This window comes from uncultured Microscilla sp., from assembly GCF_947493425.1.
Classification (GTDB): domain Bacteria; phylum Bacteroidota; class Bacteroidia; order Cytophagales; family Microscillaceae; genus Microscilla.
Genome location: NZ_CANLRP010000004.1, coordinates 51467 through 68215 on the forward strand (window position 1 = coordinate 51467; position 16749 = coordinate 68215).

The 16749-nt window shown below is 41.0% G+C and carries 7 protein-coding genes; 2 read left to right on the forward strand and 5 right to left on the reverse strand.

The features are described from left to right. Positions 1-87: 87 nt before the first annotated feature. The 4 genes from Q0954_RS02330 to Q0954_RS02345 all read right to left on the reverse strand — a co-directional run bounded on the left by Q0954_RS02330 (position 88) and on the right by Q0954_RS02345 (position 8704). The gene (locus tag Q0954_RS02330; protein ID WP_299453080.1) at positions 88-2619 is read right to left on the reverse strand and encodes a SpoIIE family protein phosphatase; all 2532 of its coding nucleotides are present in this window, start codon (positions 2617-2619) and stop codon (positions 88-90) included. A 2-nt stretch (positions 2620-2621) separates the two neighbouring features. After that, positions 2622-4766, reverse strand: coding sequence for a TonB-dependent siderophore receptor (locus tag Q0954_RS02335; RefSeq protein WP_299453083.1), 2145 nt, complete (start codon positions 4764-4766; stop codon positions 2622-2624). A 689-nt stretch (positions 4767-5455) separates the two neighbouring features. Beyond that, a complete protein-coding gene (locus Q0954_RS02340; RefSeq protein WP_299453086.1) occupies positions 5456-6328 on the reverse strand; it encodes a DUF4249 domain-containing protein in 873 nt (290 codons plus the stop codon). A 15-nt stretch (positions 6329-6343) separates the two neighbouring features. After that, complete coding sequence (locus tag Q0954_RS02345; protein WP_299453089.1) at positions 6344-8704, reverse strand: TonB-dependent receptor; 2361 nt, start codon at positions 8702-8704, stop codon at positions 6344-6346. Between the two features lie 504 nt (positions 8705-9208). Between Q0954_RS02345 and Q0954_RS02350 the strand changes: the two genes are divergently transcribed. Beyond that, entirely contained in the window at positions 9209-11908 is a 2700-nt protein-coding gene (locus tag Q0954_RS02350; protein ID WP_299453090.1) for a T9SS type A sorting domain-containing protein, read from the forward strand. Positions 11909-12048: 140 nt separating this feature from the next. On the opposite strand, the gene Q0954_RS02355 is transcribed toward Q0954_RS02350, so the two are convergent. Beyond that, entirely contained in the window at positions 12049-14811 is a 2763-nt protein-coding gene (locus tag Q0954_RS02355) for a S8 family serine peptidase (RefSeq protein ID WP_299453092.1), read from the reverse strand. Between the two features lie 1380 nt (positions 14812-16191). Here Q0954_RS02355 and Q0954_RS02360 point away from each other — a divergent pair. After that, positions 16192-16743 (forward strand): TetR/AcrR family transcriptional regulator, encoded by a 552-nt coding sequence (locus Q0954_RS02360; protein WP_299453094.1) that lies wholly within the window; start codon positions 16192-16194, stop codon positions 16741-16743. Positions 16744-16749 lie beyond the last annotated feature (6 nt).

Here is a 16749-nt window from a genome sequence, read left to right on the forward strand (position 1 = left end):
TTCATAATAACGATTAAAACAGTTCAACAAATTATTTTTATAGCTTGAAGTCACCTCAATTATTTAATCCTGGATTACAAACAACACCTACAGCCTTAACCCAATAAACAAAATATCGTCTCTTTGCGTAGTATTTTGCATTTGCTTATCAAGCACTTGTTCAATCATTGTTTTTTGTTGTTTAATGGGAAGCAAAGCGCAGGTTTCCAGCAGCTTATGCAACTTTTTTGTTCCAAAGCTTACCCTCTTCTCATTGTTTTGGTCAACAAAACCGTCACTGCCTATGTATAGCAAACTACCCTGGTCAAGCACGATGCGCTGGTTAGTAAAAGGCACAATATTGGGCTGACGCCCTCCTATCGAGCGCCTGTCACCCTTAAGTATTTCGAGTTGTTGGGTTCCCTGTACTACATAATACAAGGGGTTTTTGGCTCCACAAAACGTCACCTGGGTTGTATTCTTAGGGGGCTTGCTTTCGTGTACCTTATTTAAACGTACTACCACCATATCCATTCCGTTGTCATCGCCCGACTCCTCCTGATTGAGGGCTGTACGTATCTCTTTGTGCAATTCTTCAAGGATTTGGTTAGGTTCAAACACCCTCTTAATCAATATGATCTTATCAAGCAGTGTATTGCCAATCATACTCATCATAGCCCCTGGTACTCCGTGTCCGGTACAGTCAGCGGCAATCAAAAATATATGGTTTTCTACCTTTTCAGCCCAGTAAAAGTCTCCGCTTACTACATCCTTGGGACGATAAATAGCAAAATGTTCTTTGAGCAACTTCGCCATTTTTTGATCTCGGGGCAATATGGCGTTCTGAATGGTTTGGGCTACCGAAATACTATTATTTATCCTGTTATTACTCTCTTTCAACTCCTTATTTTTTTGCTTCACGCTCTGCTGACTTTCCTGAAGTTTAGTATAAGCTTTGCGTAATACTTGCTCGCCCTGCAATAACTTTTGATTGGTGATGCTCAATTCTTTGTTTTTCTGCTCTATAAAATCTCTTTGCTGCATAATCTCTTCTTGATTTTGCTGTAAAACGTCGTTTTGATTGGCGATCTCCTCTTTTTGTTTTTGTATTTTAGAATTTTTACGCTTTAATTTTTTGCGTGCCCTCTGCGATGCCAAAAAAGAAATGAGCATAAGCACAAATAGTAAAGCCCCTAACAATAGTATAGTAGTGGCATACCTGCGCAGGTTTTTCTCTTGTTTTAATTGCTCATTTTGTAATGCTTTCTCTTTTTTTGCGGCCTCCAGTGCCTTCGCTTTCTGCAGGTTTTCTGCTTTTTCTTTGGCAGCCAATAGCTTTTGGCGAGTTGCTTCTTGTTTTTCTTTAGCTGCCAATGCTTTTTGTTTTTCGGTGCGGGCTTTTTGTTTGGCAAGGGCAAGTAGTTGTACCACCCGATCTTTTTCCAGTTGCTGGTTTTTCATCTCCGCGTTTTGTAGTTCTTGATTCCTTTTCAACAGTTCTAGTTCTTTTGCTTTAAGGGCAAGGGCTTGTTCTTGCTTTTCGGCCTCTAGTTTGAGTTGTTTCACCGACAAAGCCTGTCTTTCTTTTTCGGCAAGCAATATTTTAAACTGGCTTTCTTTTTTATCGGCTTTGAGCTGGTTTTCCAGCATTTGTTTTTGCTTTATCCGATCACTTTCAGCTATTTTTTCTTTCAGCGCCAAATGTTTGGCGTAGTATTTTTTGTATGCCTTAAAATCGTTTTCTTTCTGGTAAATTTCAGCCAATAACCGATAACTTACCTGCAATACCTGGTTAGCCTGCGGGTGTTGTGGATTGGCTTCACCCAGGTCTATAGCCTTTTGAACTTCTGCCATTGCCTGGCTGTGTTTACTGTATATATACTCTTGAATAGCCATATAATTATACACTCGCGCTACCTCCAGCGGCTTGCCTTGAGCTTGCCTTACCTGCAAGGCTTTGGTATAGCTGCTTTGCGCATTTTTATACTCTTTCAAATAACTATAAGCAACTCCTGCATTGAGCAAAGTACGCGCATACATTTCTTTCCCTTGAACAGATTGATCGCTTTTGAGAAGGACAATTGCCTGTTTGAAAGCCTTAAGAGAACGCGGGGTATCCTTCATTTTTTGATGCAAAAAACCGATGTTATTCAATGCATTGGCTTGCCCGTAGGTATCGCCCAACTGCTGATAAGGAACAAGCGTTTGTTGGGTGTAGGTCAAGGCTTTACTGTAATTGCCACCAAGCTTATTTACAGTAGCCAATTGCTGTAATGTACCAATACGGCCTTTGGTGTTATTGTTTTGGGTGTATAATGCCAATACTTGTTTGTAGTAATTGCTGGCTACACTATAGTCGCGCAATGCTGTATAACAAGCCGCCATGCTATGTAAAACAACCAGCTTATCCTGTGGGTTAATCAGACTCTTTTGGTAATACTCCAGGGCTTTTTTATACACCTCCTTCTGGTGATACCGCGTGGCTATTTTATAATACAAAATGGCTTTTTCCTGTACTCCACTGGCTTGGGCTAACTGTTCTAGCAAATCATTTACATTTTGCGCCCGAAGCACTCCTCCACTCGCCAGACAAACCCCTATGACTATCCATAAAGACAATATGTTGCTTCTTACCATCATGCTTAAAAATTAACCTCCATTCCAAAACGACCATTAAATGTAGGCTGAGGAATTACATCAGTATAAATGCCTCCTTCAAAAATGCCTACGTGTTCGTTATTACCCCCAATCATGTGCTCCATTCTGGCAAAAAAACGGGTATAAGGGAGCAGTTTTGTGACCGACAGTGCCAAGCTTACCATAAGGTAGCCAGGTGCTTTTTCGTCACCAGGGTATATATTGCTTGCCTGTGGGGTGTTTATGTCACCTACCCAGCGCGTACGCGACGACAACGTAATGTATCTCAGCAAATTACGCAGGGTAAACCCTACTGATAGTTTGTGCGCGGCTACTCTGGGCAAAGGCGTAGAATCGCTGCTTTCGCTTACTTTTTGCTGGGCATCGGTGTAGGTATAAATCAATTGGGCATCAAAATTTTTGTGTAAGTTAAGTGATGCATTCAAAGAAACTCCAAGGGCTTCTACACTACCAATATTTTCGTTTCTGAGCCCAGCCGTATTGGTGTTAAAGTACTTATTAAAAATATTTTGTGTGTAAAGCCTCCGTTCTATCAGGTTAGAAGCTCGATTGTAAAACCCAGTAATGTTGATCCGACCAACTTTTTTTATTTTTTGGGTAAAGTCCAGTTCATAAGACTGAATACGCTGGTTTTGTAGCGTAAAGTTCTGCTGGCTGTTTGGAATCATCACTACTGTGGGCCCACCAAATTGCTCATAAGTATAAAACAACGAAGGCGCCTGAAAAGCAGTCCCATAAATGAACTTGATAATGCTATTTTTTACGGGCTTATAAATCACCGCTACCCTAGGATTGATCGTATTTTCAAATAGTTGTGAGTAATCATACCTTGCTCCTGCTGTAATGTTGAGCTGCTCAAAAGGCGTATAGGCTATTTGAGTAAACGCCCCTATTTTTTGTTCTTTTACCGTCAGGGCATCATTAATTTGTGCCACCACCGACCCTTGGTACTTCAACGGGCGCCCCAATACTTCGTCATTGGCATACGCCGGAATACTATGGGTGTTTTCGTACTGTATACCTATAATAAAGTCCAGGCGTTTTTTAAATTTTTGGTTGTAAGTAAAAAAGCCCTTCACTGTTTCATCTTTTCCGGTTACAAACTGGTTTTGGGTTTGGCTGGGGTCGTTAGGTGCTATAAACCTAAAAAAGCGGGTGTCTTTGTCTTGTTGATGTTGTGTATATGATAAATCTGTGGTAAGCACCCCTCCATTAGAAAGGGTGGTTTGATAATTCGCCCAGTAAATATTCTTGTGTACTATCCAACGGTTTTCTTCACTATATAAATAAATAGAAGGTTGGATGCCACGGGCGTTGCCCTCGTCGAAATATTGTCTAAACAAACCTACTTTTAAGTCTTTGTAACGAGCTTCTATAAATGCATTATGATCGTTGATAGGTTGTGCAAACTCATTGGCTATTGGCTGTTGATAATCTTTGACTATCTCGTAGCCATTTTTAGGCTCATTGTCAAATCCATCCGACTTAAACAGCCTGCCATAAAAAACTAATGACAAATCAGCGTTTACCTTGATGTGGGCGTTGCTGGACACATCTAGCGTATTGAAACTACCATAGCTTGCCGAAAAAGAATAATTGGTTTTGGGTGGTGTTTTTTGAGAAATAATATTAATCACTCCTGAAAAAGCATCAGAACCATAAATAATAGAAGAAGACCCATAAACGATTTCTACCCTATCGGCAAACCCCAACGAAATAGAGTTTCCTACCGACAAAAAAGTACCACTCATGGCATTTAGTTTTCGTCCATCAATCAATACCAAAAAACGATCATTTCCATTGATTCCCCTTATGGTGTAGTACTCGCCAAACCTACCCGCATTTTCTATTACATCAACACCTGGTAAATCTTTGAGCAAGTCAGACAAGTCGTGGTAACCATTTTCTTTCATTTGCTTTTGGTTTACCACAATCACACTGGCAGGTACATTCTCAAGTTTTTGGGCATATTGACTGGCACCTAATATTTCAGTTTCAGCATTTACTTGTTCTAAGCGAATAAGTTCTTCTGCCTTTAAGCGAAACCATTCTGCATTATTCAATGAGTCTATTTGCCCTCTTGCCCCCAGACCCAGACACAATAGCAACATCATTACAGTGTATTTCATAGGTCGTATTTAAAGTAGTTTTAATAAGTAGAGTATATAGTTGTATAGCACTATGTATATATCACCAGCTTGTGGTAATTGGCTGATGATTGATGTAAAGAACCAGATACAAAGGAATAAATCGATTAAAAGTATAAGTTTAGAATTTACTTAGTTATCTCTAGTAATGGTGTTTAGATAAAATACAGTGGTTGTATTGATAGATAGATATTTTGAAGAGTAAGAGGAGCTAACAATTCCTCTTTGGTTATTACGTGTAGCGGGCTGTCTGTGTTTTTTGATATTATAAGATAGGGGATAACTAGTTAAAAATCAAAGAAAAAATATCATTTTTAAACTCACTCATCTAAACACAATAGTCCATGGTATTTAGTGATAGTCCATAGCTGATCAGAGTAAACACTCACCTTGTTAAATACTGTAAACCAGTATCTTATATTAATATTGCGTACTCACTTTATTCTTAAAAGTGTTTCGGTTTTACGCCTAAACACCCAATTAAATAGTTTTTAAATTCATCAATAACTGGTCACCAGCAAACAACTTTGACTAAAATCACTGCGGAGTATTGAAACATTAAAGATGAGTAAATAAGGTTCCAAATCTTTTGATTAAGAAAAACCCAACTTGCTAAAATCAAGTTGGGTTGTGGGTTTATAATTCCTCAAGCAAAAAGAGGCAAACAATCATTACTCGGTTACGGTAATTTCGGACGAACTGACTGCTGAAGCATAAAAGAAACCAACTGCTTTTTTAGCAGAGGCCGGATTGATATTTTGTATATTAGTGGGCACATTAGCTATAGGGCTGGCAAAAAGTCCTCCATTGGTCGTTTGTGTTTCCAGTTCTTCAAAAAACTGAAAGGCTTCTTTGCTGATAGACAATAATTCTACTTTAATCTTATCCCCCAAAGCATAGCCTTTGCCATCTTCAGAGATAGGGTTGATACTCAGTCTTACTGGCAATATAAAAGGCAAGCCGTCTACATTGGTATCTTCAAAAACTGAGATGTTACCAGGCTTGTTCAACAATACATCATTGCGGTAAGTCTTGATACGGTAATAATCTCCTGCACCAGGTATTTCATTGGCAAAAAACTCAGCACGGTATCCACTACTCACGTTCACTGGTCCGGGGCTCACATCATCAGCATTTTCTACCCGAATAGAATCAATAGGTGGTACCCTTGTAAGTTGGGTAGTGGCTTGGTACTCTTCACCTTGATACTGAATATACAAAGTATAAGTACGACCTATGGCTCCCGTAAAGTTGCTCAAATAGTCGCCCGACTTCAAATCCGATTCCACAAAATTATATACATTGCCTTGGTCGTCATTTACTCTTACTGTAGCACCACTGGCTCCAGCCGCAGCTGCATTATTAAAATAGTCCTGGCTAATGGTAAGCCTAATCGTTTGTAATGGAGTTTGGTTTGATACCCACCCCTCTACTGTAAGCTGAGGCGTGCTCTCGCCCAATGTTACATTTATTTCGTCTTCGCACGCTGTCATGGTGGCCACTGCTACCATACACATGATATATAAGTATATTCTTGATTTCATTTTTGCCGCTTTGTTTTAAAACTTGAAATTATAAGTAACCGATGGAATAACAGAGCCTATGATAGAATATCGATAAGCACGGGTAATGGTTGGGTTATCAGCGTCTGCCTGAAAAAATATAGAGAAAGGGTTTCGGTTAGCATACAGGTTATAAATAGAAAACACCCAGAATCCCTGCCAACGCTTTTTGGTGTTTTTGGGTAATAGGGTCAAGGCGATGTCTAAACGATGGGCTGCCGGAATACGAAAGTTATTACGGCTGTTTTCAGCATTGTGGGGTGCCACTATCCCTTCAAACTCAAAACGATTGGAAGGAAAAGTAGTGGGTGTACCTGAAGCAAACATAAAGTTTGCCGATAACTCTACCCGCTTGCTCACCTTATACATGCCTACTACATACAAGTTGTGCGTACGGTCAAAACGGGTGGGATACCAACTGTTGTTATTAATCCCATTGACTTGACGCTCAGTGCGTGCCAGGGTGTAGCTTAACCATCCGGTAAATTTGCCGTTGTTTTTCTTCAAGTAAAGTTCTAAACCATAAGCTTTGCCCTCGCCAGTGAGTAAGTCGCCTTCCAGGTTTTCGTTGAGTAGTAAGTCGGCACCATCTATATAGTCTATTTGATTTTGGTAAAGCTTATAGTAAGTTTCTGCCGAAAATTCGTAGTCATTGTTTTCACCAAAGTTTTTAAAGTACCCCAAAGCTACCTGGTCGGCAAGCTGAGGTTGAATGTTGTTGGTGCTGGGTGTCCAGGTATCTAAAGGAATAGAGGCAGTAGAGTTAGACACCAGGTGAATATATTGTGCCATTCGGTGGTAACTTAGCTTGAGCGAAGATGTACGATTAAGCATATATTTTGCCGAGAAACGAGGCTCAAAATTGCCATACTCCTGAATACTCTCCCACATTCCGTATTCTTTACTACTCACAGGTTCGCGACGCTCGCCAGCAGGTGCATCGCCAAAAGTAATGGCTTTGCCAGCGCCAAGGTAGTTAAACCAAGAATAACGCAAACCATACTCCAGGGTCACGTTATCGCCAATGCTTTGCTCATTGCTCAGGTATACGGCGGTTTCCAGGCCAAACTGATCGTCTAGAGAAATATCGCGGCTATTGCCCCCACTGGTAAAAGTAGCTGTACCAGGCACAAATTGGTATAGAATGGCTTGACCACCAAAGTTGATGGTGTTGCTGGCATTGGCAAAGTAGGTAAACTCTGGTTTGAAACTATAGTTTACAATGTTGGCTTTCCAGTCAAAACCATCGGTGTCGTTGGGCACTCCCAACTGATAATCGTAATTGCTATAAAACGCAGTAGTATTCAAAAACAACTGGTCGTTGAAGAGGTGGTTCCAACGTATGGTGGCAGTAGCATTGCCCCAATTAAAACCAAAAACATCTAACCCTATCTTGTCTCGTCCAAAGTAGCCTGATACAAATATTTTATTCTTATCGTTGAGCGTAAAGTTTAATTTAGCCGTTAAATCATAAAAATACACGCTACTGTTGCTCAAGGCACCACCCAATAAAGGAAAAAACAAGTCGATGTAAGAACGGCGCCCGGCAATAATAAAAGACGATTTGCCCTTTTGAATGGGTGCCTGTACACTAAACCGACTAAACAACAAACCAACTCCCCCGTTCATCTCAAACTTCTTATTGTTCCCCTCACGCAAGCGTACATCCAACAATGACGACAAACGACCGCCGTATTGGGCAGGAATTCCTCCTTTTACCAGTTTTACATTTTTTACCGCATCAGGGTTAAACACCGAAAAGAAACCCAAGGCGTGTGAAGAATTATACACAGGAGCTTCGTCTATCAGAATCAGGTTTTGGTCTATGTTACCCCCACGCACATTAAACCCACTGGCACCCTCTCCTACTGTAGTTACTCCAGGCAACAATTGAATACTTCGGATGATGTCGGCTTCGCCAAAAAAGGCAGGCATTTTCTGAATTGTCTTGATTTCCAGTTTGTTTACACTCATTTGAGTGCTACGTATGTTCGCATCTTGTTTTTCACTGGTTACCACCACAGTTTCGAGGGCTTGCCCTTCTTCTGGGAGCTCTACATTTAGCTTTTGGTCATTGGTAAGGTTTACTTGTTTAGTCACGGTTTTGTAACCAATATAGCTCACTTTTACTGTGTACTGACCATTGGGAATTTTGATTGAGAAAAATCCGTACTCATTGGTAACTGCTCCATTTTGCAGTTCTGTCAGGTAAACAGATGCTCCCAATAACACTTCGCCGTTACTGGCATCTTTTACGTATCCGCTTAAGGTAGATTTTTGCGCATACGCGAAGCTGGCACCTAACAATATCAGAAGGCATAACCCCACTGATTGCATCATTCGTTTGTAATTTATCATTGGTATGGTATGGAATTGGTTTTTTTGACTATTCAACCAGTCAAAATTGAAAATGTTCTCCCAAGTAATAAAAATTAATCAATGAAAATCACCTAAAACTCATCAAAGTATTATATAATTTTTAACAAGCCACCTTTTAGATTATTATAGTACCAGTAAATCATCGATAGTTTATAACATGCCTCACTGTAGGTACAATCCCCAAGCCCCACGGTAAACTTTAACCATGCACAACCAAGCAACCACTTCTCTACTTAATTTTATTATTTATTCATAAAATACTATCAAACCCACCTTGTAGTGTCTTTGTAGTAGGGCATCCCAAGCCAGTAGTGCCGTTGTATACCCCTTAAAATTGTTCTTGCTACACTTCCCTACCAACTTTGCCCCATCAATAATTTATTTCAAAATAACCTAAATACCATGTACAAACATTTTTATACCACAAGGGCTGAACAATCAACATCAGCCCAACAATTTTTGACTCTACACCACTTTAAACCAATGAAAACAAAACTAAAGGGCTTGCTTGTATTAGTCTTTGCGTTTTTACTACTATCAAGCCAGAACACACTTGCACAATTAAACGCTGACATTAGTGTATCTCAATCTTCGGTTCCATCTACAATCGAGAAGGGTAAAAAAGCAGCGGTACGCATCAGGGTATACAATACTGGAAACCATACTTGGTCGGCAGGGCAATCTTTTAGGCTGGGCGCCGGATCGGGTACCAACGGTGCCACTGCCAACCAAATGCAATGGGCTGACTTTGCCGCAGGTGGCTATATGAGCTCTACCACTGACGCCAGGGTATACTTACCTCATAACGTATCGCCAGGAAACTATGTAGACTTCCGTTTCAACATATCAAGCAATCACGCTGGCAGTCGAAAATTATCGCTAAGAATGGTACAAGACGGGGTAGCTTGGTTTGGGGAAGCTTATGCCTGGAATATCAATGTAAACAATCCTACTGTTGCCTCCAACAACGCCGACATTAGTGTATCTCAATCTTCGGTTCCATCTACAATCGAGAAGGGTAAAAAAGCAGCAGTACGTATAAGGGTATACAATACAGGAAACAATACTTGGTCGGCTGGGCAATCTTTTAGGCTGGGCGCCGGATCGGGCACCAACGGTGCCACTGCCAACCAAATGCAATGGGCTGACTTTGCCGCAGGTGGCTACATGAGTTCTGCTACTAACGCCAGGGTATACTTACCTCACAATGTATCGCCGGGTGGTTATGTTGATTTCCGTTTCAACATATCAAGCAATCAATCAGGTAGACGCAAGCTCTCGCTAAGAATGGTACAAGACGGGGTAGCTTGGTTTGGGGAAGCTTATGCCTGGAATATCAACGTAAACAATCCTCCACCAAGCAGCAACAACAATGGCGAAGTAAGAGAGACACAGTCATCAGTTATCACCTCTATGAAGACCAACGAAAAAAAACAAGTGCGTATTAGGGTATACAACACTGGTAATACTACCTGGTCGGCAGGGCAAAATTATCGTTTGGGGGCTACAGCAAACAATCAAGTTACTTGGTCAGATTTTGCTAATGGCAACGGTTATGCCACTTCACCTACCAATGCCCGTGTTTTTTTACCTCATAATGTATCGCCAGGCGGTTATGCAGATTTTAGATTCAATGTTTCATCTACGACATTAGGCAGTCGTCGCCTTTCGTTGCGCATGGTACGCGATGGAGTCGAGTGGTTTGGCGAAACTCAAACCTGGAATATTAATGTGAGCAATGTAGCTCCACCTCCCAATACTTGCGAAACTTTATTTGGTATTCATTGGTGGGCTCCTGGCGCCAGTAACCTAATGAACGGTAAGAAAGGTTGGTCGGTAGAAATTATCAATGCTGAAGACATCAATCATCCGGGAGCCCTAAACAACATCAAATCACATATGCGTAGTATCATCAATGACGGCTTTACCCCGGTAGTCAGGCTCAACTGGAACTGGTTTGCTACTATTCCTAACCCTAGCGATGTATCTTACCATACATTTGCCAGCCGTTGCGCCACCATTATAAACGAGCTTTACAACAACCTCGGAAACGGTCAAAGAGTGAAATGGTTTCAAATAGGCAATGAATATAACCTTGACTATGAATATAAACCATCGGGCGATGGTCGTGGAGCTCCCGCCAGTACTTATGTGGCTTATTACAATGCAGTGTATAGCAGAGTGAAAAACAATGTAAACAACGGAAACAAGATCAAAGTACTGGTAGGACCAGTTGCTAACTGGGCACCTACCGCAGTAGACGGTACTTTAGGTCCAGGCTATTACGATGCCTACTACAAGGCGGTAGTTCAGGGCATTGGCAACAACTGTGATGGGTACGCCATTCATACTTATGGTGCACACAACAATGGCAACCGTTCTTATGCAGGGGGTATCACTATCAATTGGGGGGCAGACAACAACCTGGGCAGGGCTGGTAATGTATTGCCTGCTGGTTTTAACAAAGCCAACACCAAGGGGTTCAAGTCTTATAAGGTGTTGATGCAAATCATTGACTCTTATGGAAAAGCTGGAGTTCCAGCCATTATTACCGAAACCAACACAAGTGCTCATTTTACTATTACCAAAAACAGCGCTTGTAGCAATCCTACTCCTTGTACATCAGGCGACTGTAAACTGATTCCTCCTTCGGTTACTTATTATCAGGGCTGGATGCAGCAAGCGTATCAAGAGATCAATAGTTGGAACAATGCACATTCACGCAAAATACTAGGCTTGTGCTGGTTTGTGTACAAATCGGAAGGTGAATGGACAGAATTTGCCTTACAAAATAGCAATTGTATGTTGGGGCAGGCAAGAACCGATTTCGACAATACTACCCGTGCTCATAGTTATAGTGGACAAAGCTGCCTGAGTACCAGTGCAGTGCAAAAAGAAAAGCAACACGGTACTGTCCGCAAACTTATAAGCAATGTATACCCAGTACCTGCCGCTCAGGGTATGACAGTTGAGTTTGTGGCACCCACACACAAAACAAGCAATTCGACAGTATACCAATTAGAAGTAAAAGATATGTATGGGCAACTCGTTCTTTCTGAAAAGGTAGCTCCACAACAAACCAAACACTACTTAAAGCTAGAGAAGCTGAAGTCGGGCATTTATACACTCCTTATTTACCACTCAAAAGGCGTGGAAACCCGCAGATTTAACATTAAAAGGTAGGTATGGTGCAAATTTCAAGCACCCTCTTGTAATTGTAAGACAAGCTATTAAAATTAAAGCACTTATATAGCAAAAAAGGTTGCCCTCAGATTAGAGAGCAACCTTTTTAATAAAAATATATACACTTATTCAACTCAACACTATTTGATGATCACTACCCGCTTTACATACTGTGCACCATTGGCGTTGATCTTCATCAGGTACAAGCCTGCGGGATATTTACTTACGTTAAATGTTTGATTGATTGTTCCGCCTTGTTCCTTAGCCGATTGCGTTTGCAAAGCGGCTCCATTTCTGCTCATCAAGGTAAAAGTAGCGGAGCCTTCGGCTAAAACCGTGATGTTAAGCGCCGAAGTAGCAGGATTGGGCGACAATGCAATGTCGGTAGTAGGTACCTCTACTTTTTGAATAGTTTGAGCTATTGCAGCATTATTGCCGTTGGCATTGCTAATATTTACAATATAATCTTCTACTTCTCCCCATTGGAAGTTACCACAAGCACTTGGTATTTGATCGTAACGCATTGCCACTCTCATACGAGTTTGTCCCAATGCAGCACCTACTGGAATATTAATATTGCCTGAAACTGAAGCGGCTGTAGTAGCACTACGAGTATACACTTGCTCTCCGGCATCATTGAAATCTCCATCCCGATTAAAATCTATCCACACACTATAGCCTTCTTGGTAAGTCTGTCCCTTCCAGGCAGGTGTAATAGTAATGGTAGTAGTGCTGCCTCTGCCCAAGGTAACCGATTGTGCCGTGAAATCGCCATACCCTCCATTATCGCCTGATGCGTTGTTGATTGTGCCAAACTGTACTCGCTGGATGTACTCATCGGCTGTCCCTCCTTGTGCATCACAGTACCCTGTAGGTGCACCAGTAGTAGCAAAACTCACAATACCAGCGTAAGCACTGCTGCCACCTGCACAATTGGTTCTTACCTGAAACTCATAAGTAGTGGCTTGGGTCAAACCGCTTGCATTAGTAGACGTTCCATTTGCTGCATTTACATTGGTCCAGTTGGCAGTTCCTTGTACCCGGTAGCGAATATCATAAGACGTAGCTCCAGCCACAGCTCCCCAGTTCAACACAGCCGAAGTATTGGCAACATTGCTTGTATTCAAGGCAGCAGGTACTGCACAAGCCACATTGTTATTGTTTACATTGATACCCGTCACAATCATTGAAAATGCCTGACTGTTATTATCACGCAAGTTGCCTTTATGTGTAACTGTAATGGTATAAGTACCTGCTACCGGATTGGCAATAAAGATTTTTTCTACATTGTCGCGGTCGTTGTCTCCTCTTGTAGCTGCATTGGCTGGGTTGGCTGGGTCAAGTATCCAAGGTTGATGGGTAGTTACAGCTCCAGTCACTGCGTTCCGGTGCGTAATACGAATGTCCAAATCATTTACCAACATCCGATTGGCAGGGTCTAGAGCAGGTGCTACAGGAGTACCCGCAAGGTCTGTCCATACAATGGTAGCCACCAAAGGTTCGTTGCCTGTAGCCGTTACATCTATAGTATAGTTACCATTGTTATTAAGGGTTTGCTCCTCTATACGTGAGGTATTATTACGGTTGGTAATTACATCAGCCGCTGACTTGGTATTCATCAAGCCCCAACCATTTTGGTAGTCAGGCCCATCAGCCGCTCCAGCTTCATCGGCAGTGTGAATAGCCAATGCCTTAAGGGTAGCCGAACGCATATAAGTATTGTTGTTGCGTCCATGGTAATATTGCTGTAACAAACCCAACGATCCTGTGACACTTGGGGTAGCCATAGAGGTACCACTAATGCTACTATAAGCATCGTCAGCTGTATGCCAGGTAGAGTTCAGGGTTACTCCGTTGGCAACAATGTCTGGTTTGATACGCCCATCATCGGTAGGTCCCCAGCTGCTAAAATCAGATTGTACTACATCAGCAGCACGTGTATAGCCTCCAGCAATATCATTTACTGCCCCTACAGTCAAAATATTTTTGGCAGTAGCTGCCCCCCCAATGCAATCATAGTTACCATCAGGATTGCGGCGAGCAAATGAACGAACTGCATTACCTGCGTTATTAAAATAAAAATGCTCACCTACATGGTTATTGTTACGATCGTTTCCAGCTGCCTTACATATCAGGTAATTAGGTGCATTCAAAGCTATATTATCCAAATCGCGTGCTTCTTCGTCATAAAAACCAAACTTATAGTCTTCTACTGCACTAATATTTACGTCTCCGAACCATATCCAAACCCGGTGTTCGCTGTTCCACTCCCAGCCAGTACCCTTGCCATACGAATGGTTAGACAATAGCAAACCATTGGCAGCTGCAGCAGTCATTTCGGCAAGGTCATCGTTCCAGTCATAAGCATCTAAACTTGCCTCATAAGCCATCCCTTTAGCGTTGGCAGTTACTCCAGCCGCTACCATTGTACCTGCTACGTGGGTTGCATGAAAGTTAAGCTCTGGTGCAGCATCTCGTTGGGTTACCCGACTATTGCCATTACTCATAAATTCGCGGTGAGTAGTTCTCACGGCTCCACCGTCCCAAATGCCCAGTGTCATCCCATTGCCAGTAATGCCCAAATCGGTATGTACCCTATCGGTCGAAATGGTTTGGGCAGCTGTAGCATTGTAGGTAATATTGTACAAAGGAATACCATTGGCAGTAAAGCGCTGCAACTCCATGATCTTTCCTTCAGAAATAATGCGGGTGGCAATGCCTAAGTTTTTGGCACGTTGGTAGGCTTGTGCTCTTTGGGTTTGAGACTTTTTTAAATAAGTTCGACTCAATGTCTGTAATTTCTGGGTTTGGCGTTGTGTATAACGCTGTTGGGCACGTGCCGACATAGCAGATACTCCCAGCAATACTACCAGCCAGGTAAATCCTTTTCTTAAATTTAACATATAAGTGTAATTTAGCGGAGAAGCAAGACAGGAATGAACAAAGAGTCTTTGTTAGCAGGCGACTATTTTCATTTCAAACCAGTTAACCAGCTATTATCTGAAACTTATCAACATAAGGTAAGAATATAGGAGTAGTGGATTTTGTTTTTTATTTGAGAAAAAAACAATGGGGTGACAATCATATAATCAGATAAGCTATTTTGCAATATAAGATGAGTATAAACAAACTATATAGCTGAACCGTCATTATAACTTGAATGACAAACCTCTGTAATGATTTGCTTCCCTGGCAAAACAGAAGTTAATTTTGATTAAAGATGTCTTACAATCGTATTCAGTGGGTTAGCAGGCGCACTATTACAATTGTTTTGAAGGCTAGTGAATAACTACTTTAAACTATTCTGTTGAGTTAATAAACTGTTTTTTTAATAATAGCATAGTTAATTTTTTCTTACTTCTCATTGAGTAATATAATTGAATTAACTTGACGCAAAAGTCAAAATATTTTATTGCATTTCCAAAAAAAACCAAATAAGCTAACTCACTAAAGACTGCTCTTAAAATATTTCTTTTGTACTATTTAAACACATATCAATGTTTTTTTAGCCCACAAATCAGCTAAAAACTTTGACCGCCTCACCCACAAAGGTGCGTACAAAAAGTATATCTGTACTCTTTTAACTTTTGCCTGATAGTAATCAATATTTTAGGTCCTCTTTTTACAAACATGCCTTTACTTTTAAGCTCCGCCCAAATGGTATGTTCTAATCAGGTAAATCTACGTTTTGACATTTATAATCAAATTTTTAAAGGTTCTATACCGTTCCAAACAAAACATTCACTGATTGGTTTATTACATCTTTTTACCTAAATTTTTACTTACTCTTTGTAACGATTATAGGGTGTAAAACAAAAATACTGTATGATTATTTTTCTATGACTTCTCCACCTGTTTTTTATTATACCTATGACCAATCTACAGGTTTTGTGATAGATTGTACTTTCTCGTATTTTATATTTTTTGCATTTTTTTCGCCTTCTACTATTTATCTTCTGTTTACATGCGCACTTATTAAAGTCTACAGTCCTGAAAGGGTTCTAAGGATTAGTCCCCTATTCTATACATAACTAATCAATCACCTTTGTTGAGAGTTAAGGCATTGGTATATAAGGACCCACAAGCATAACTTGTAACACACCCATTTTCAGATGCTTAAAATTTTATCAATCAGAAATAATGCTGCTCATAATACCTGATAGCTCAACCCTAAACTTCTTCCACTAAAACGGTTTGCTTGTTAATTTTTCTTACAGGCTTTACTTATATTTTAAAAAACTTCAGTATATTTGTCACAAATTAGAGACAAAAAACACTTTTAAATGACAAAAAACAAGCTAAATATCATCCAGGCGTCTATCACAGTGCTCAACAAAGATCCTTCGGCACGGATAGAAACCATTGCCGAAACTGCCGGAGTGAGTAGACGTACCTTACACCGACATTTTAGTACCAGAGATGATTTACTAGCTGCCTGTGCTGAGTGGATCATGGCTGAGGTGCTCAATGATGTAACCAATGCCACTCAAACCTACAAGCAACCACTGGAGCAGCTCAAGCAAATATTTAAAGATGACATTAGCAAAGGGCAATATTTTGAATTTTGCCAGAAGTTTGTCGCCCACTTTGAGGACAAAACCATTCAGGCAAAATTTAATCAAATGACCCAACTCTTTCAGGGCGCGTTAGACCAGGCTAAGACGCAGGGAATCATTGATAAAGCCCTAAGTAATGAATGGATAGAATACATGTGGATGGGCATAGTACATGGAGCTACCCGTGCTTTGGCAGAAGGAGTCGTGGCACCCAAAGCAGTACACGAGCTTGCCTGGAATACGTTTGCGCATGGATTAATAAATCAAACAGACAAATAATATATA